The following is a 17734-nucleotide window of genomic DNA, read 5'->3' on the forward strand; positions in this document are numbered from 1 at the left end:
ATAAGGGCAAGTCCAGTTGTAAAAGATGCTGAAAATATAAATGCTTACCTTGTTCCCAATGCGAATGTAATTGTCGATAAACTTTCCAAGCCAATGTCCTCTCTCGCAGAAATGACTTTCGGTAGTAAGCCGGTGGATGGTGGCAATCTCCTTCTTTCGAGAGCGGAGCTGGACCACCTCTCTCTCAGCAGCTCGGAACGGGTAAAGTTCATCCGGCCAATATTGGGATCAGACGAGTTTATTGGAGGCAAACTTCGCTATTGCATCTGGGTTAGAGATGACGATGTGCTTGAGGCATCCAAAATTTCGCGCATACGAGCGCGAATGGATGGTGTGCGCAAAATGAGACTTGCCAGCACCAAAGTTGCTACGAGGCGAGGAGCAGACTGGCCACACCGTTTTGATGAAAGGCGTCAATCAGGCGACGAACAAACTATCGCAATCGCAGCCATAAGCTCAGAGAATAGAGATTATCTTCCTTGTGGACCTCTTCCGCTTGGTACGATTATTTCGAATAAATTATTCGCACTTTTTAACGCGCCCCTTTGGAACATGGCGCTCATTGCTTCGCGCCTGCATTGGGTTTGGATCGGGACTGTTTGCGTACGGATGCGAACGGACTTCAGTTACTCCAACACTCTCGGCTGGAACACCTTTCCTGTCCCTAAGCTGACCGAAAAGAACAAAGCAGACCTTACCCGCTGCGCAGAAGACATCCTTCTCGCACGCGAGGCGCATTTCCCCGCAACCATCGCCGATCTTTACGATCCCGAGAAAATGCCCGCAGATTTGCGTGCCGCCCATGATCGCAATGACGAAGTGCTGGAGCGCATCTACATCGGTCGCCGCTTCCGCAATGACACCGAACGCCTCGAAAAGCTCTTCGAACTTTATACGAAGATGACCAAGACGAAGGGGGCGGCATGATTGAAGCTCTCATAGGATTGGCTGGCGTTGTCGTCGGAAGCACGATCACGATTTCCAAAGAGGTTTGGACGTCCTGGCTTGCTCGTCGCCGAGATGGCTCCTATGCCGCCATTCGGTTGATCTGCATATTGGAAGAGTATGCCGATAAGTGCATCGACGTGGTTTATGATGACGGAACTGCCTGCGGACGTCCGGCGAGACGCACTGAGAGCGGCGAAGAGTATTGCGAAGCGCAAGTTTCCACGCCCGATCCGCTTGATTTTCCCGAGGACATTGACTGGCGGAGTATGCCGGAGCCTCTGATGCATCGAATTCTTGCCTTGCCAAACAAGGCAAGAAGCACCGACAGACATATTTCGGCTTCAAGCGAACACGCATTTCCGCCTGACTACGAGGAATTCTTTGAGCCGCGCCAGAGGGGATATGCTCAGCTTGGCCTAGATGCGCTGGAGATCGCGGATGATCTGCGCCGACATTTCCGAATATCCGTGAGAAGCCGTGCAGCACTTAATACGGATTGGGACCCAATGGCATTCCTCCGTAAAAAAACGTCAGTGACTGAGGGGGCTGCATGAGTAGCCTTACGGATATTGAAAAACGTTATTTGGAAAAGCTGCTGGGTATGCAGGGCGGCTATGTTCTTGATTATACCGATCCTACATTCGGCGAGTTTTTCAATCGGCACAAGGTTGATATTCATAGCCAAGCTTATCAAACTTATGGCACGTCGAAGGCCAAAAAACTCAGGGCGTTCTGGGAACGTGAATCAGACAATACAGTTGCGAATGTTTTATCGGAGTTGCTTCAAGCTTATGAAGCCGATTGTGATCTGAACAACAAGGCTGTCGATGCCACCTTGCTTGAAAAATCACGCGCTATCGTTTCCCGATTAGCTGGCAAGCCTGTTCCCTCCAGTCCTGCGCAGACCGTCGATGACTTCCTGCATCGAGAATTCACGATTCCGAACATCCAAAGGCTACCAGTCGAAACTCAGGCGATTCCTATCGTTAAGGCCCGACTAGAGGAGGCGCGTTTGGCGATGGGCGCTGGCGCGCATCTTTCCGTCATATTCTTATGCGGCAGCGTTCTTGAGGCAGTCCTTCTCGGCGCAGCCCAAAAGGACCCGGCGAAGTTCAACCGCGCCTCCGCCAGTCCCAAGGATGCTGGCGGCTCTGTCAGAAGATTTCATGAATGGAGCTTGGCGCAGCTAATCGACGTGGCATGTGAGGTCGGCCTTTTGAAGCCGGATGTGAAGAAGTTCAGCCACGGTTTGCGTGATTTCCGCAATTACATACATCCGTATGAGCAGATGATTTCCGCCTTCTCACCAGACGGCCATACTGCGAAAGTTTGCTTTCAGGTTCTCAAAGCAGCGCTCGCGAGCGTCGCAGGGGAGCGGTAATGGCGGAGATGCATGATCCTGAGCAATAACTATAAGAATGAGAGCAATAGCATGACCAGCGAAAAACACGTCCCATCCGTTTCCGTCACCTACGCGCAGAATGGTAATTCAACCAAGCCGAACGAGCTTGGCATGCGGCCCATGCAGGAGGCGGTGTACGAGAAGCGGGGCGAACAATACTTGCTGATCAAATCGCCTCCCGCATCGGGCAAGAGCAGGGCGCTGATGTTCGTCGCGCTGGACAAGCTCAACAACCAGGGCTGCAAGCAGGCGATTGTCGTTGTGCCGGAAAAATCCATCGGTTCCAGCTTCGCCGACGAGGCGCTGTCGAAACACGGTTTCTATTGGGATTGGCATGTCTCCCCGAAATGGAACCTTTGCAATGCGCCGGGCGCAGACGGCGGCAAGGTCAATTCCGCGAAGGCGTTTCTGGAAAGCGACGACAAGGTTCTGGTCTGCACTCATGCCACGTTTCGCTTCGCCGTCGATAAATTCGGCATTGAGGTTTTCGATGACCGGCTGATCGCGGTGGATGAGTTTCACCACGTTTCCGCCAATCCCGACAACAAGCTTGGTTCGCATCTCGGTCAGCTCATCGGGCGCGGCAAGACCCATATCGTTGCCATGACCGGCTCATACTTCCGTGGGGACGCAGAACCGGTGCTCATGCCCGAGGACGAAACCAAGTTCGAGCCCGTTACCTACACCTACTATCAGCAGCTCAACGGCTATAAATATCTGAAGTCACTCGATATCGGCTACTTCTTCTATGCCGGAGCCTATTCGGATGACATTTTGAAAGTGCTCGACCCTGATGAAAAAACCATCGTCCATATCCCGTCTGTCAATTCGCGAGAGAGCACCAAGGACAAGATCAGGGAAGTCGAGCATATCATTGAAGAGCTAGGTAGCTGGCAGGGCTCCGATCCGGCAACTGGCTTTCAACTGGTGAAACGCCCCGATGGCCGCATCCTGAAAATAGCAGATCTGGTCGATCCCGATCATCAGGCGACAATCCAGGCCAGCCTCCGTTCACCCGAAATGAAAACCAACCGCGATTATGTGGACATCATCATCGCCCTTGGCATGGCCAAAGAAGGCTTTGACTGGATTTGGTGCGAGCACGCCCTCACCGTTGGCTATCGCTCCAGCCTAACGGAGGTTGTTCAGATCATTGGCCGCGCGACACGTGATGCCCCTGGCAAAGCCCGCGCGCGTTTCACCAATCTGATTGCCGAACCGGATGCGTCCGAGGAGGCAGTAACGGAAGCGATCAACGATACGCTGAAAGCCATTGCGGCGAGCTTGCTCATGGAACAGGTGCTCGCGCCCCGTTTCAATTTCACGCCGAAGCGCCCGGAAAGCGAGCCGACGCCCGGCTTTGATTATGGCGATGGCGGTTATGATCCGAACAAGTGCAATGTCGGTTTCAATGAAGAAAGCGGCGAGTTCCAGATCGAGATCAAGGGGCTTGCCGAGCCGAAGAGCAAGGAAGCGCAGCGCATTTGCCAGGAAGACCTGAACGAGGTCATCACGGCTTTTGTTCAGGACAAGAGGTCAATTGAACGGGGGCTGTTCGATGAAGAACTGGTGCCGGAAGAGCTGACCCAGGTGCGCCTTGGTAAGATCATCAAGGATAAATATCCGGAATTGGACGACGAGGATCAGGAGGCTGTGCGACAGCATGCCATTGCAGCGCTGAACCTGACCCAGCAGGCTAAAGGCGCGCTGAACCCCCATGGGGAAGCTCCGAAATCCGGCAATACCGCCTTGCTTGACGGCATACGGAAGATCGCCATGGATGTGCGAGAACTCGATATTGACCTGATCGACCGGATCAATCCGTTCGGGGAGGCCTATGCCATTCTCGCGAAGGCTATGAATGAAGAGAGCCTCAAGCAGGTGGCTGCCGTCATTTCCGGGAAGAATGTCAAGTTGACACCCGAAGAGGCCCGCGATCTGGCGCGCCGGGCCGTCAAATTCAAACAGGAGCGCGGGCGTTTGCCATCCATCACCGCCGCTGATGCCTGGGAACGGAAGCTAGCGGAAGGTGTAGCTTTCCTGGCGCGCATGAAAGCGGAGGCCGCAAATGGCTGATTTCACCGATGAAGATGATGCTCTGCTTGCTGAATTAGGGGTCGAGGTCGAAACCAAGAAAGCGGGCAGCCGCACGCCGCGCGAAGAGCGGATTATCGCAGGCTTTGAAGAAATTCAGCGCTTTGTCGAAGAACATGGCCGCGCGCCACGCCACGGCGAAGACCGCGACATTTTCGAGCGGCTTTATGCCGTTCGGCTGGATCGTATCCGTTCGCTGGAAGAGTGCCGCGCGCTGGTCGAACCTCTCGATCATCAGGGCTTGCTTGGCGATGAGATTGCCGCCGCTCAGCCCGATATTGACGAAATGGACGATGACGCGCTTCTGGCGGAACTCGGTATCGAAGCGGAAGCGCCGGAAATCACGACTCTGAAGCATGTTCGCTCAACGGCAGAAAAACGGGCAGCGGAGGATATTGCCAACCGTGAGCGCTGCGAGGATTTCGAGAAATTCAAGCCACTGTTCGACCAGGTCCAGGCCGATCTGAAAAGCGGCGTGCGCACGACACGGAAATTCGTGAAGGACGCAGGTTTCCTGAAGGCGGAAATCACGGCAGGTCAGTTTTTCATTCTGGGCGGGCAGACTGCCTATGTCGCGGAAGTCGGCGAACCGATCAAGGCTCCGAATGGCGAGACAGACGCCCGTTTGCGTGTGATCTATTCCAACGGGACGGAAAGCAATCTGTTGCTACGGTCACTTCAGCGCGCCCTTTACAAGGACGAAGCGGGCCGCCGTATCACCGAGCCGAGCGCCGGGCCGCTTTTTGCGGAGGATACCGATGAGGATGATACCGCCAGCGGAACGATCTATGTTCTGCGCAGCAAATCGAACCATGCTCTCGTGGCCGAGAACCGCGACATCGTGCACAAAATCGGAGTGACCAGCGGCAGCGTCGAAAAGCGCATTGCCAATGCCAAGCTCGATGCCACCTTCTTGCTAGCGGACGTGGAAATTGTTGCGACCTACGAGCTTTTCAACATCAACCGGGCGAAACTCGAAAACCTGATCCATCGGGTGTTCGAGCCTGCAAAACTGGAAATCAAGATCAAGGATCGTTTCGGCAATCCCGTTGTGCCGAGAGAATGGTTTTTGGTGCCGCTGTTCGTAGTGGATGAGGTTGTGGAGAGGATCAAGGATGGCAGCATAAGCAACTACACCTACAACCCGCAGGGAGCTCGCTTGTCGCTTCGAGGCGATCACGCGGCGGACTGAAAATGGTCGATCATTCCAAAGAGTTCACAAAAATTCTGTCGGCTGGTGTCAGGCCTGCGTTACTTGTTGGGAATGGTATTAACCGGTTCAACGGTGATGGCTCCTCCAGCTGGGAAGGATTGTTAGGTACTCTCGCGACACGGAACGGCCTCAAGCTTTCGGCTACGGACGCAGACGAGATGTCCAATACAGAATTGTTTGACTTGCTGGACCTTACCCGACCAAAGGATGATCGCAGTACCCTCCAATCTGATTTTTGTGAGCTGATGAGCGGCTGGAAGCCCGCCGAGCACCATCGCACGATTGTCAGGTGGGCACAGCATCACCGCGTGCCGCTCCTTACCGTGAATTTTGACGAGAACCTTTCTGCGTCGATCGGTGCAAAGCTGTATCGCGCCGAGCAGAAATTCACGGATTACTATCCGTGGGCATCTTATTTCTCTGACAGGCAGATCAGAAATCCACGTGATGAGTTTGCGATCTGGCACCCACACGGGATGATGAAATATTCCCGCAGCATCAGGTTGGGCCTCACTCACTATATGGGATCGGTTCAGCGTGCTCGAACCTGGGTTTACGGCAACGAAGGCTTGCGGGCGTCTGCGAAGAGTGGCGCACAAGAGTGGCGTGGAAGCAATACTTGGCTCGACATATTCTTTTTTAGTCCGATCCTGATGCTCGGTTTCCGTTTCGGGAAGGACGAAAATTTCTTACGTTGGCTGTTCCTGGAACGGGCGCGCATCCATAAACTCGTACCCGAATGGGGTGCGCCCAGTTGGTATATAGACGTTAGAAATAAAGGCGGAACACACAGCCGAAGGCCATTCTTCGAAGGGCTTGGGATCACGTATCTATCGGTAGGTGATTATCGGGACATATATGAGTCAGATGGCTGGGTAAAATAGCCTACCGCCTCACCACCTAATCAAGCGCTGCCTTTGCGATCACAGTACTCGGATATGGCCACACTTCTTGGGCTGTTTCGAAAAGCAACTTGCCTCGCGCCTCGATAGTATCCTCGTTCCAATTCTCGACCTTCGTGATTTCCCGGTTCATCACAAGGAGCGAATGATCTTGCAGGGCCTTGCGCTTGATTTCATATTTTCCGTTGCGGACGCTACTGTTTAGCGGCTGAGTTAGGATCGTCAGGTTGCCGAATGTATTCAGAAGGCGCTGTCTTCGGACAATTTGGCCGACCCGAGTTTCATCTTCGTCCATCGCAAAGACTGCCTGATAAGCTTCATCGCTGCTGACGAGGTTACCGTCGCCTAGGGGCCAATGCGCTTTCCACTCAGCCGGGAGGATGTGCTCCACAGAGAGATCTGTGCTTAAATGTTCAGTTTCATGGAATTTATGACGCTTTTGACGCTCTATTGCTTCCAACACCGCACGGACGCGCAGTGGCGTCAGGCGTTTGCCGTAGACAGGCGCGGACAGCCATGCCGCCTCAAATTCGCGGTCTGTCGGGAAGCGCGCGCTTTCCGACGTTTGGGCGATAAGAAAGGCTGACAGTCTTTCGGCGCTGAAGCCCTTCGCTTCGAGGTGCCTAAGCACCGACAGAAAGAACTTGTTGTAGTTTTTTGTCGTCAGCCCGCAGATGGCGCGCCTTACGATGAATGACAGCACCGTATCCAGGCACGTCTGGCGCTCACCGTCACCCATGCCGTCTTCAGCCCATAGCCGGAGGATCAATGGATAAACCGTTGTCACGTCCCATGGACTCAGCAACCAAGCGAAGTGACCGAGCGGATCATCTAGCTTCTTTTCCAGGAGCCTTCGGTATAGCGCACCGTAGCGCGCGAGGTCCGTGAGTTCCACATCGACGGTTTGATAGCCGCCGCCCGGCCGGTCGGCCTGCACCTTTAAGAAGGCCTTGTATTCGCTGAATAGCTTGGAAAGCGTAACCTCTCCAGCGACCTGACCTGCAATGAAGTTCGCAAGGAAGAATTCGATCCTGGCTTTTTTGTACCGCCCTTGCTTTTCCATCTCGCTCCAGAAGGGAGCTTCAAAATCCTTCCAGTGCTTTTCAAAGAGCTTCTCAGCCTTTTCTTGCCGGGCATCAGCACGGTGAAAGATGTTGTTGCGTACTAGGTCCGCCGCTAGCAAAGGTTCACCGCGTTCATTCAGCGTTTCGAAGATAACCTGAGCATCGTCACCCTCTTCGAGTATGATCTCGACAACCTTGAATTCTTCAATCAGCGACTCCCACAGCGCGTCCAGCCGCAGCTCCATCGCCGCACGATCTTGATCAACGGTTTCCTGTGCCACCTCATCTTCCTCGTCCGGCGCGCCGTCAATCGTTTCGGCAAAATCGTCTTCCAGATCGTCGCTCTCAACCGCATGACGAATATGCTCAAAGAAGAATCCATAGGCGCCCAGAAGATTTGGCACGGTGCTATAGTCGTAAATCTTGTCCTTGCCCTTGTAGAAGTGAGCGCTGTATTTCTTTCGAAGCTCCAGGCGGCCCAGCGTGACAATATCCTGAAACAGGACTCTATCGTATTTCGTTGGCCAGACCTTGAATTTTTCCACCTCGGCATCTTCCATGAGATGTTGCTTTTCGTTGAACAAGTAGCCCTCTACCAGCCCAACCGTGTCGTCGAATCCTGCCTGCTTGGCGTAGTCGCGTGCTGCCGCGAGATACAGTTGGAAGGTAGTCAGGCGCTGCTGCCCATCCACTACCTGGAACGAGGTAACTTGGCGGGAGGATACGCTGCCGCGCGCTTCTAGAACAACAGCCCCCATGAAGTGGGAAAACCTCCGTTCCCGCCCGTTGAGACGTTCGATGGCTTTGGTGCGCACATCGTTCCAGAAGGGGAGCCATTGCTTGTCGCGGGTCCATACATAGTGCCGCTGATAGATCGGAACGCAGAACCGCTGGCGGTTTTCAAGTAGCTGCCGAATGGTAACTGGTCCTGCTTTCATGGTTCCTCCCCTTAATCATTTGACAAGCTTAGGTTCTGATCAGATTTAATCAATCAAAACCATTGCTTGCCCTGATCTTATCCACGCAATCAGACTGTGGCGTGCCTGCCGAACTGGGCTGGCCGGCGTGGTAGCAGCTGCCGCATTGTGGTGGCGTGTTGTTTTAGTGAAAGTGAGGATAACTCCAGCTTGGCGCATTAAATGTTCTTGAGTTGTTCTCGCGATTAGTTACGTTGGTTGTATGAGCCACAAAACTAGCGTTTCGATTCTTGCCTCGCTGTTGAGGCCCGACAACGACGCTCGCCCCACATTTTTGTTGGGGGCGGGGGCCTCATTTTCCTCCGGTGTTCCTCTCGCGGCGGAAAGCGTCCGTCGCCTTGCCAAGCACGTCTATGCCGAGCGTGAGCTTGGAGGCAGGTCTCTTCCCGAGCGCATTAAACCCTCGGAATGGACCAGTTGGCTGCATCAGCAGGAGTGGTTTATTCACGGAGATGATCATCTCGCCGAGAATTTTCCGCTCGTTGTCGAGAATTTGCTCAAGCCGGAAGCCTATAGACGGCGGTTGTTGTTGGAGCTCGTCAGCCTAAAGGGCGAACTCGGTTCAGGTTACCGCGCCCTAGCTGATCTCGTGCTGCGCGGGCTTGCCGGAACGGTGATGACCACCAATTTCGATTTGTGCCTGCCGATGGCGCTCGGGGAGAAGCACCCTCATATAAGGCATGTTGCGGAAATCAATCGAAGGCCAGACGACTTCAACGAATTTAACCCCTTCGCGAGGGCTCAGATTGTCTGGCTTCACGGCAAGGCAGAACAGTATACCGACCGAAACCTTGTTCATGAGACGCAAACTCTGGATAGCGCTCTCCTGGAAAAGCTGCATCCGCTCCTTGAGTTCTCACCCTTGATCGTCATGGGCTATCGAGGTTACGAGCCGTCGATCATGTCGTCGCTCCTCGGAGCCGAAGATCAGAAATTCCGGCACGGTATATTCTGGTGTGTGAGAGCTGGTGAGCAGCTTCACCCCAATGTTCAGGCGTTGTCGGACCGCTTGGGAAGTAATTTTCAAAAACTGGGGATCAAAGGCTTTGATGAAATTCTGTCCGACTTGAATGTGGAGCTTGCCGGTGTCCAGCGGTTCGTCGCCCTTCCTGTGGCCGAAGCCGGAGACAGCTTTGATGACCGGATATGTGACGGGGCTGTCTGGGCTGATGTCGATGCGGACCTGGCGCTGGTAACCCTCCGGCAATATTGCGAGAAACTTGAGCGTGGTAGTCTCACATCGGATCAGCTCAAGCCACTGATGCGCGAGATCGGCCTATTGGCCCAGAAAAAGGATGCTTCCGAACAGCCGACGAATGCCTGCATCCTGCTGTTTGGTCGAAATCCTGAACGCTTTTTTCCGCACTCTGTGATTTCCGCGACTATTTCCGGAAAGAGGCGCATCGTTTTCGAAGGCAATCTCGTCTCTCAATATCGTGCATTGCTTGAGTGGCTGGAAAGCAAAGATGTCAATCCCATTATCAAGGTTAAAGGCAAGCAAAAGCATTATACGCGCGCCGCATACCCTGAACGCGCTCTGATCGAAATGCTGGTCAACATGATTGTTCACCGGGATTATGAGATGGTTGCGCCGAGTCAAATCGACGTGGACGGAAATTCTGCTGTGTGCTTTTCCAACCCTGGTGGAATGTCTGCGCAGTCGAAAAATCGACTTGAGACAAATGATGAAGGTGCGTTCTCTCCCGTGCCGGAGTTCAGCGATCTCCGAAACAGAACCCTATGCGATGTATTCTTTGGCATAAGCGCCATGGAACGCGCGGGTACCGGGTTATCCGACACCCTCGATCTTTGTTTCGAAGCTGGCGGCTCTGCGACATTCGCTTTCCCGCCGGGAGAGGATGGATTCCTTGCCAAGCTTTTCAGGCCGGGCGCTTCTGCGGGATCAGCCTCCGTGTCGATCGATACCCGCCCGGTGGGTACTTATACGATAAACTCGCTGATGTTCTCCGCTTTGCCTGAGACGATTACGCGCCTAAAGATCAGAGAGGGCGTCGATCTGGGGCGGGACGTTCCGCTGCATGAAGCCGGTACATTCGTCTATGAGCGCCGCAGCGGCGATTTGTGGACGTTCTTGCCTGCCCCTATCGCCAACCTTTTATTCGCGAATGTCCTTTTGAAAGAGACGACAGTCATTTCGCTGACAGAGGCGGATTCAGACATTGTGCTGCACCGGAAAATTGCTTGGCTGATACGCAAGCATTTTGAGCAGCATATTCGGTCCTTCGAGAAGGACGGTCTTGTCGTTGAAAAGACGAAGAAGGGCCATCCGGCGAAGCGGGCCTATTTCCAGAGTAGGAATAAAGACAACAGAACCATTGTTTACGACACTCCTCGGCGGAGGGGTATCAGACGCGATGTTGTCAAAAAGCGCGGGGATGACGGAAAGCCGTGGTTTGAATGCGAAGGTTTCGGCTACGAGATCGTGTGCCTAGGCAATGGCTGGGGCGTGCGGATTAAACCGTTTTATATGTTCACGAAGCAGGACGGCATCACGCCGTTGCCAGGATATATGCGGACAAGCCGTGCTACGCGTCGAATTCGCTTCGATAGAAATACTAATGTCGAGAGTGATCTCGTCTTCTGGGGGCGGTTTCTATCGCAAGGGGGGCAAACGATAAATATTGGTGATCAAAACGTGCCTGATCTGGTTCTCGAAGGCAGTTTTTACACCCAGGATATAACAGAAGAAGGGCTCGTGGATCATGACGATTCAAATGAAAATCGACGTACTGCATGAGCCCCGGATCGAGTTTTCAAATGCGAAAACCGACATCGATCCACGCCGGGGATTGCCAAAGAATGGGCCATCCGACAACACCGGTCTTCGGCAGATAAAGCTGGGCTTTGTTGGCCTATCGGAGGATATTGACGCTGCCGTTGCATGGCTGTCGCGATTTGAGACTTTCATTCCGGCAAAGGAGAACAACTCCGCGCGTTTCCGGAATTGGCCAGGGCTCGAAAAGGCTCTGAACGCGAAGTTCATCATGGAGAAGCGGCACAGACGGATCGTTTCTTCCTCGAAATATGGTCAGCTTTTCCGTGAGGCACAAAAGGGCCAGAAATTCGGTGAACTGGTCGAGCTCTTCGAATACGAGATTAGTAGTCTGTACGGGGACGAGGCTCCTGATTGCATAATCCTGTGCATCAAGCCTGAACTTGGTGATTTGAGAGTAATGAACCCCGGCCTGTCACCAGAAGAACGCCGGGCGCTGGAGTTCTTGCGCGCGGAGGAAGAAAGCAATCAGCTTGCGTTGTTTCAGCCCTCGCCTGACGAGCTTGAAGCTGCAAGCGCTCTCTATACAATGGCTGACGATTTGCTATTCCGAACGTTCTACCGTGCCCTTAAAGCTAAGATCATGGCTGATAGTCAGGCTGTCCCGATCCAGGTCGTTAGACGGGACACAATCGAACGGCCAGACGATAAGGGGCAAAGTCAGGCTACTCGTGTCTGGAACGCCGCCGTTTCCATCTATTATAAATCCAAGGGCATCCCGTGGAGGCCTGCCGACCTGCCGAAGAATGTCTGCTTTGTCGGGATTTCCTTTCACCACATGAAAAAGCGTGGCGGGCATCTGGTCTATGCCAGTGTGGCGCAGGCTTATTCGACAGATATCGAACCTTACGCGATCAAAGGTGCGAGCATCGATCATGACCAGAAGCGTGATCGCCAACCTTACCTGAACGAAGCGCAAGCGCGTCAACTGCTTGAGCAAATACTCGAAGAGTATGAGCGGCGAGCCGGCGTGACGCCCGACCGCGTGGTGATTCATAAGACCACAAACTATCAGCCAGAAGAAGAACGCGGCTTTCGGACGGCCGCTAAAGATCGGGTCGCCAACTGTGATCTGATCTGGCTGCGCAATACCTCGTTTCGGGTCGTCCGTAAAGGAACCGAAGAACCCTGGCGCGGCACATTGTGTTCGCTGGATGGTCATTCCTATCTGTTCACGAGCGGCTACATCCCGTGGTGGAACGAGTTCCCAGGAATGCACATTCCTGCACCTCTGGAAATCGGCTCTTGCGGTGAAACCGACATTCGGGCACGCGCGGAGGAAATCCTGGCATTGACCAAAATGAACTGGAATTCCAGCGATGGGATTACCCGTTTCCCGATCACGCTGCTCTTTGCACGGCGTGTAGGGGAACTGATGTGCGAGTTGTCGGATAACGCGACACCCAATCCATCTTATCGCTTCTATATATAAAACTGGTTTTCTGACTCTGTGGATTAGGTGTTTTACCAAATGCCGCATACTGTGACAGACAGGACCGGGCTGTTGTGAACCGAGCCAGTGGTCTCGGCCATTCGGCTTCCATCCCTTGCGCTTGACTGGCCGCATTTCGCGGCCCTTTTGCTGAGCAGGGTTCTTTTACGCGCTCTGCGATATTACCGCTTTCTGTTTGGAGGCTTGCAGCCCCGTCCTCCGTCAAGACCAAGCCCTTTGGGCAAAAGCATCCGGGCCGTGGCTCGGCGTTCGCCTGCACCCGCACCACCCCGGACGTTTTTGGTCTGGACGGTTTCCCCCTCTCTTCGCCAGAGGGGCAGATCGGTTGCATGAGCAACCCGATCAAAGGAAAACGGAAATGAAAACAGATGTCTACAAACAAGTAACTGACAAGATTATTGCCGATCTGGAAAGAGGCGAGCTGACCTGGCTGAAGCCTTGGAGTGCTGGCAATATGGATGGACGGATAACCCTACGATTCCGCAGCGAACTTTCAGTATACTTTGTCTGGCCTTAATTTTAATGTTGCTAGATTGCTACTTCAAGCGAATGTCGGTATCGGTGGTTGCGAGCCCCCGCAACCATCTTTACTTGCGACCCCGTAGCGCCCGCTGCGGGGTTTTTGCTTTTAACCGAAAGCGCGAGAATCCCGGCAAGATCGCCCCGAACATCGATCTCGATCCTGCCCTCCACCGGCGTCAGCACAATGTCATCCACCAGCGAGCGGATCGCATCCGCCGCCTCCATACGCTTCTCTTCGGAATTATGCTGAAGTGTCTCGTAGAGCTGCTGGACGCGCTTGCGATATTGCAGCGCCATGTTCGGATGCAGCAAGGGAGGCGGCTCGTCAGCCGTCTCAAGGAAGGTCTTCAACTCCGCCTTGCGCAGCTTGAGCTGATCGCCGCGCTCCTTCACGGCCTCGATTGAAATGGCCTCCTTCAGATAGAGGTCCATCAGCCGTCCTTCCTCACGACCGATCTTCTCTATCTCCGCCTGCGCGGCGTCGATATTGGCGCGGGCTTCCATTCGTAGCCGGTTCATCGCGCGCGTATAGGCGCCACAAAACTCTGCGAAGATCTCCGGATCGAGCATCCGATTGCGCAACGCATTGAGCACACGCGTCTCCAACTCCTCACGGCGGATATTGACCCGGTTGTCGCAGGTGCCCTTGTTGCGCGCCGTCGAACAGCCGATCAGCGCCGCCGAGATTGCCGAATAGCCACCTCCGCAGCAGGCGCATTTGGTCAGGCCGGAGAACAGGTATTTAGGACGACGGCGGTAATTGATGGCCGCAACATCGGCATGGCCATTCTTATCGCGTTCGATCTTGTTCTCTGCCTGTCGCTTCTTCACGGCTTGCCAAAGTTCTTCATCAATAATGCGGAGTTCCGGTGCTTCCTGGATCACCCATTCCGATTCCGGATTCGGCCGCGCCTGCCGCTTACCGGTGTCCGGGTCCTTTATGAAGCGCTGACGGTTCCAGACGATCTTTCCGACATACACCTCATTGTTGAGGATGCCGTTCCCACGCTTCGGATTGCCGTTGATCGTGCTGAAGCCCCAATCACCGCCGGTAGGGGCGGGGACGCCTTCCTTGTTCAAAGCCGCGGCGATGGTCTTGGCTGATTTGCCGGCGGCATAGTCGCGAAAGATGCGGCGGACGATTTCGGCCTCTCGCTCCTTGATGTTCCGGTCGCCGCGGATCGGTTCGCCGTTGGCGTCGAACTTTTTGACAATATCGTAGCCATAGGAATTACCGCCGCCGGATTTGCCCGCCTCGACGCGGCCACGCTGGCCGCGTCGCGTCTTGTCGGCGAGATCTTGGAGGAACAGTGCATTCATCGTCCCCTTGAGGCCGACATGGAGATGCGTGACCTCCCCCTCGGACAAGGTGACAATCTTAACGTCCGAATAGGACATGCGTTTGAACAGCCCGGCGATGTCCTCCTGGTCGCGCGAGAGGCGGTCCATTGCTTCCGCAAGGATCAGATCAAAGCGACCCCGACCAGCATCCGAGATCAGGGCTTGAATGCCCGGTCGCAGCAGGGAAGCGCCCGAGATCGCATGATCGGTATATTCCTCGACAATCTGCCAGCCTTGTTTCTCGGCATGAAGCCGGCACATGCGAAGCTGATCGGCGATCGAGGCGTCGCGCTGATTGTCGGAGGAGTAGCGGGCGTAGATCGCAACCTTCATCGGGCATGACTCCTTACCGGGAGCGGCCTGGCCCCCGCTTGGTTCTTTGTGCAGCAAAGTTCTCCCGCGCCAGTTGCTCGCCGAGCAGCCGGGCAAGCCGCACGAGGCGCGGGTCCGGGTTGCCGCGCGGCGTGAAGGTCAGTTCCGGCTCGTCGGGCAGCATCGCTGCGAGCAGCTCTTCGCGCTCGCTTCGCGTAATCACTCTCTTGGTTTTGCGTGCTTCCGGGGTCATGCCCGGCATAATTGACGCGACACGTCATGTAAGCAACGGAATTCAAAGGAGAATATCCGGCGGCGTTTAACACGCCATCGGTCGCTACCGCTCGCTCTGGCGAGGTATAGCGTATCACAGCATACAGAAAATACCTGTGGTCCGTGGGATCGCGCCTCGGCCTCACCGGAATTTTGGATGTGCTTATCATCAGATCTGTCCTCGCTTGCCAAAATTACAAATCCGGACTATATATCTGGATATAGCATGGAGGCAGGTCATGGGCAATACCGCACAGAAGAGAGCGATCAAGAATTATCGCGCGCGCCTGACGCAGCGCGGCTTCAAGCGCTTTGAAGTCATGGCGCTCGAATCCGACCGCGAACTGATCCGATCTCTCGCGCGTCAGCTGGCCGAGGAAGGACCGGAATCGGAGCAGGCGCGGCAAGCCGTGAAAACCCTCGTCGCAGGCGAGCCGCCCAAGCCCGGTGGCATTCTCGCCGCTTTGCGCCGCTCGCCGTTGGTTGGCGCTGACCTCGATCTCTCCCGCCCGCGTGAAGAGGGGCGCAAGGTCGATCTGTGACGCGCTATCTTCTCGACACCAACATAATCAGTAACGTCATCAAGCCGCAACCGTCGGAATCACTCCTTGCCTGGATGGCTGCGCAGCGCGATGAGGATCTGTTCATTACCTCGCTGACAGTTGCGGAAATCCGACGCGGCATTCTCGAAAAGCCGCGTGGGAAGAAAAGAGATGCTCTCGAGGCTTGGTTTGCCGGGCCGGAAGGGCCGCAGGCGCTGTTCGCGGGACGCGTCCTCGTCTTCGATGACAAGGCTGGGTTGATCTGGGCACGGTTGATGGCGGAGGGGAAGATTGCCGGCCGACCGCGCAGTGCGCTCGATATGATCATCGCCGCCGTCGCCGGAGCCAATGACTGTGTCGTCGTCACGGATAACGAGAAGGATTTTGCCGGGCTTCAGATCATCAATCCAATGCGGGCCGCAACGTGAGCAGCGCCGGGCTGCCTTGATCGAACCACGCCTTCCCGTGCGGTCGGGCCAGCGTCTCGTCCGATCCATTCTTAGTCCGATCCATTCTTAGAGTGAGAGTGCCGACCGGGGTTCTGTGACGGGGTGAGCCTGGAAGAGAGGCTTCCGGTGCCCGTCATGGAGACTGGTGCCATGAATATGCAAGTTCTGAATGGCCGGCGCGATGTGAGTGGCGGCTACAAAGTCGATGTCAGTCGCGGCGAGCGCGTCGGCCGCACCGTCAATCTCTTTCACCGCGCTGCCAACCGGGTGGAGCGCGAACTCGACGACAATGAGCAGGCGCAGCGCCGCCTTCAGCGGGAACAGGACGGCAGCGAGGTGAAGTCGGTCGAACTCGAACGCCGTACGGCAGAAGGGCAAACGCTTATCGAGCGGCGCAACAGCATGGAACTCTTCCGTGACCTCTCGGCGGAAGCTTTCGAGCACCGCACCGGCACCGCCTGGCGCCCGCGAGCCGGCTCGATGGTCAATCATCGCAACCTGACCTCGGCGATGATCGACAGCCGCGACTTCCTCGCCGCAAAGCGCCGGGCCGAAGCCGAGGTGCTGCTGCCCGCCGGCCCCAAGGTTGCCGTAACCGGAGGCGGCGACTTCAACGACCACCGCCTGATCTGGGAGAAGCTCGATAAGGTCCGCGCCAAGCACCCAGACATGGTGCTGCTGCACGGCGGCACGCCGAAGGGCGCCGAACTGATCGCCTCCCGCTGGGCAGATAGCCGCAAAGTGCCGCAGGTGGCTTTTCGCCCGGACTGGACGAAGCACGGCAAGGCCGCACCCTTCAAGCGCAACGACGCCATGCTCGATGTCCTGCCGGTCGGTGTCCTCGTCTTTCCCGGCACCGGGATCCAGGAGAACCTTGCGGACAAGGCCCGCAAGCTCGGCATCCCCGTCATGAAGTTCGACGGCGGCGCATAAAGCGCCGCCGCTCGGCGGCTGTTTCAGCCAGGGAGTGCCCACGAAGCATTGAAAGACGATACTTCGTAGCGGTTCCGATCCTTCAACGACAATCGCGGCAGCGCGCGAAGGCCACCGGTAAGACCGGCCTTATTCTCATTAGAGGGTCTGTAGCAGTTCGATGACGTTTCCCCATGGGTCGGTGAAGAATGCGACGCGCACGCTCCAGTGGGCATTGTCGACAGGATCGAGGACGACGCGGATGTCTCGAGCTTTCAGTTCCGCCACCGCCTGATCGACATCATCGACCCAGACGCCCAGGTGATGCCATCCGTGCAGACGGAAGCTGTCGTAAAGATCGCCGTTCCCGGGTCGCTCTTCGGCGCCTTCCCCGGATACCAATTCCAGCCTGACCGGATCAGTGCCCTCCATTGCCATCTCGGTGAATGTCATACCATTCAAGTCGAAGGTGCGTATTCCAATGAAACCGGACGGAGATTCCGATCATTAACCGGACGCTTTTTCCAGCGTAATAC

15 protein-coding genes and 1 pseudogene are annotated in these 17734 nt (G+C 55.4%); 12 read left to right on the forward strand and 4 right to left on the reverse strand.

Going from position 1 to position 17734, the window contains the following annotated elements; all coding sequences use genetic code 11:
* Positions 1-21: 21 nt before the first annotated feature.
* From IEX53_RS24060 to IEX53_RS21155, 6 genes and pseudogenes are all read left to right on the forward strand, one after another.
* Positions 22-927, forward strand: a pseudogene (locus IEX53_RS24060) (type IIL restriction-modification enzyme MmeI); the annotation flags it as partial.
* A complete protein-coding gene (locus tag IEX53_RS21135; protein ID WP_188826163.1) occupies positions 924-1502 on the forward strand; it encodes a hypothetical protein in 579 nt (192 codons plus the stop codon). The pseudogene IEX53_RS24060 and the gene IEX53_RS21135, both read left to right, overlap by 4 nt.
* Positions 1499-2329: a hypothetical protein gene (locus tag IEX53_RS21140; protein WP_188826164.1), complete on the forward strand. Its 831-nt coding sequence runs from the start codon at positions 1499-1501 to the stop codon at positions 2327-2329. The genes IEX53_RS21135 and IEX53_RS21140 overlap by 4 nt, the downstream gene beginning before the upstream one ends.
* 51 nt (positions 2330-2380) lie before the next feature.
* The gene (locus IEX53_RS21145; protein ID WP_188826165.1) at positions 2381-4426 is read left to right on the forward strand and encodes a DEAD/DEAH box helicase; all 2046 of its coding nucleotides are present in this window, start codon (positions 2381-2383) and stop codon (positions 4424-4426) included.
* A complete protein-coding gene (locus IEX53_RS21150; protein ID WP_188826166.1) occupies positions 4419-5636 on the forward strand; it encodes a GIY-YIG nuclease family protein in 1218 nt (405 codons plus the stop codon). Before IEX53_RS21145 ends, IEX53_RS21150 begins: the two co-directional genes overlap by 8 nt.
* Before the next feature lie 2 nt (positions 5637-5638).
* On the forward strand, positions 5639-6541 hold the full coding sequence (locus IEX53_RS21155; RefSeq protein ID WP_188826167.1) for a hypothetical protein: 903 nt from the start codon (positions 5639-5641) through the stop codon (positions 6539-6541).
* A 16-nt stretch (positions 6542-6557) separates the two neighbouring features.
* On the opposite strand, the gene IEX53_RS21160 is transcribed toward IEX53_RS21155, so the two are convergent.
* The gene (locus IEX53_RS21160; protein ID WP_188826168.1) at positions 6558-8561 is read right to left on the reverse strand and encodes a DUF262 domain-containing protein; all 2004 of its coding nucleotides are present in this window, start codon (positions 8559-8561) and stop codon (positions 6558-6560) included.
* Between the two features lie 241 nt (positions 8562-8802).
* Here IEX53_RS21160 and IEX53_RS21165 point away from each other — a divergent pair, with 241 nt between their 5' ends.
* The 3 genes from IEX53_RS21165 to IEX53_RS21175 all read left to right on the forward strand — a co-directional run bounded on the left by IEX53_RS21165 (position 8803) and on the right by IEX53_RS21175 (position 13364).
* Positions 8803-11358, forward strand: a complete 2556-nt coding sequence (locus tag IEX53_RS21165; protein WP_188826169.1) for a hypothetical protein — start codon at positions 8803-8805, stop codon at positions 11356-11358.
* Positions 11336-12826 (forward strand): argonaute/piwi family protein, encoded by a 1491-nt coding sequence (locus tag IEX53_RS21170; RefSeq protein ID WP_188826170.1) that lies wholly within the window; start codon positions 11336-11338, stop codon positions 12824-12826. The genes IEX53_RS21165 and IEX53_RS21170 overlap by 23 nt, the downstream gene beginning before the upstream one ends.
* A 379-nt stretch (positions 12827-13205) precedes the next feature.
* Complete coding sequence (locus IEX53_RS21175) at positions 13206-13364, forward strand: ArdC-like ssDNA-binding domain-containing protein (protein WP_210311682.1); 159 nt, start codon at positions 13206-13208, stop codon at positions 13362-13364.
* 11 nt (positions 13365-13375) lie between these two features.
* On the opposite strand, the gene IEX53_RS21180 is transcribed toward IEX53_RS21175, so the two are convergent.
* Positions 13376-15043 (reverse strand): recombinase family protein, encoded by a 1668-nt coding sequence (locus IEX53_RS21180; RefSeq protein WP_188826171.1) that lies wholly within the window; start codon positions 15041-15043, stop codon positions 13376-13378.
* A 13-nt stretch (positions 15044-15056) separates the two neighbouring features.
* Positions 15057-15245, reverse strand: coding sequence for a hypothetical protein (locus tag IEX53_RS21185; protein ID WP_236016307.1), 189 nt, complete (start codon positions 15243-15245; stop codon positions 15057-15059).
* A 289-nt stretch (positions 15246-15534) separates the two neighbouring features.
* Between IEX53_RS21185 and IEX53_RS21190 the strand changes: the two genes are divergently transcribed.
* The 3 genes from IEX53_RS21190 (at position 15535) to IEX53_RS21200 (ending at position 17219) form a co-directional block, all read left to right on the forward strand.
* Positions 15535-15837, forward strand: coding sequence for a hypothetical protein (locus tag IEX53_RS21190; protein ID WP_188826173.1), 303 nt, complete (start codon positions 15535-15537; stop codon positions 15835-15837).
* Positions 15834-16265, forward strand: a complete 432-nt coding sequence (locus tag IEX53_RS21195; RefSeq protein WP_188826174.1) for a PIN domain-containing protein — start codon at positions 15834-15836, stop codon at positions 16263-16265. Before IEX53_RS21190 ends, IEX53_RS21195 begins: the two co-directional genes overlap by 4 nt.
* 171 nt (positions 16266-16436) lie before the next feature.
* Complete coding sequence (locus IEX53_RS21200) at positions 16437-17219, forward strand: DUF2493 domain-containing protein (protein ID WP_236016308.1); 783 nt, start codon at positions 16437-16439, stop codon at positions 17217-17219.
* Between the two features lie 138 nt (positions 17220-17357).
* Here IEX53_RS21200 and IEX53_RS21205 read toward each other — a convergent pair whose 3' ends face one another.
* Positions 17358-17651: a VOC family protein gene (locus tag IEX53_RS21205; protein WP_373288706.1), complete on the reverse strand. Its 294-nt coding sequence runs from the start codon at positions 17649-17651 to the stop codon at positions 17358-17360.
* Positions 17652-17734 lie beyond the last annotated feature (83 nt).

Source organism: Paramesorhizobium endophyticum, from assembly GCF_014640615.1.
In the GTDB taxonomy this organism is placed as follows: Bacteria; Pseudomonadota; Alphaproteobacteria; order Rhizobiales; family Rhizobiaceae; genus Paramesorhizobium; species Paramesorhizobium endophyticum.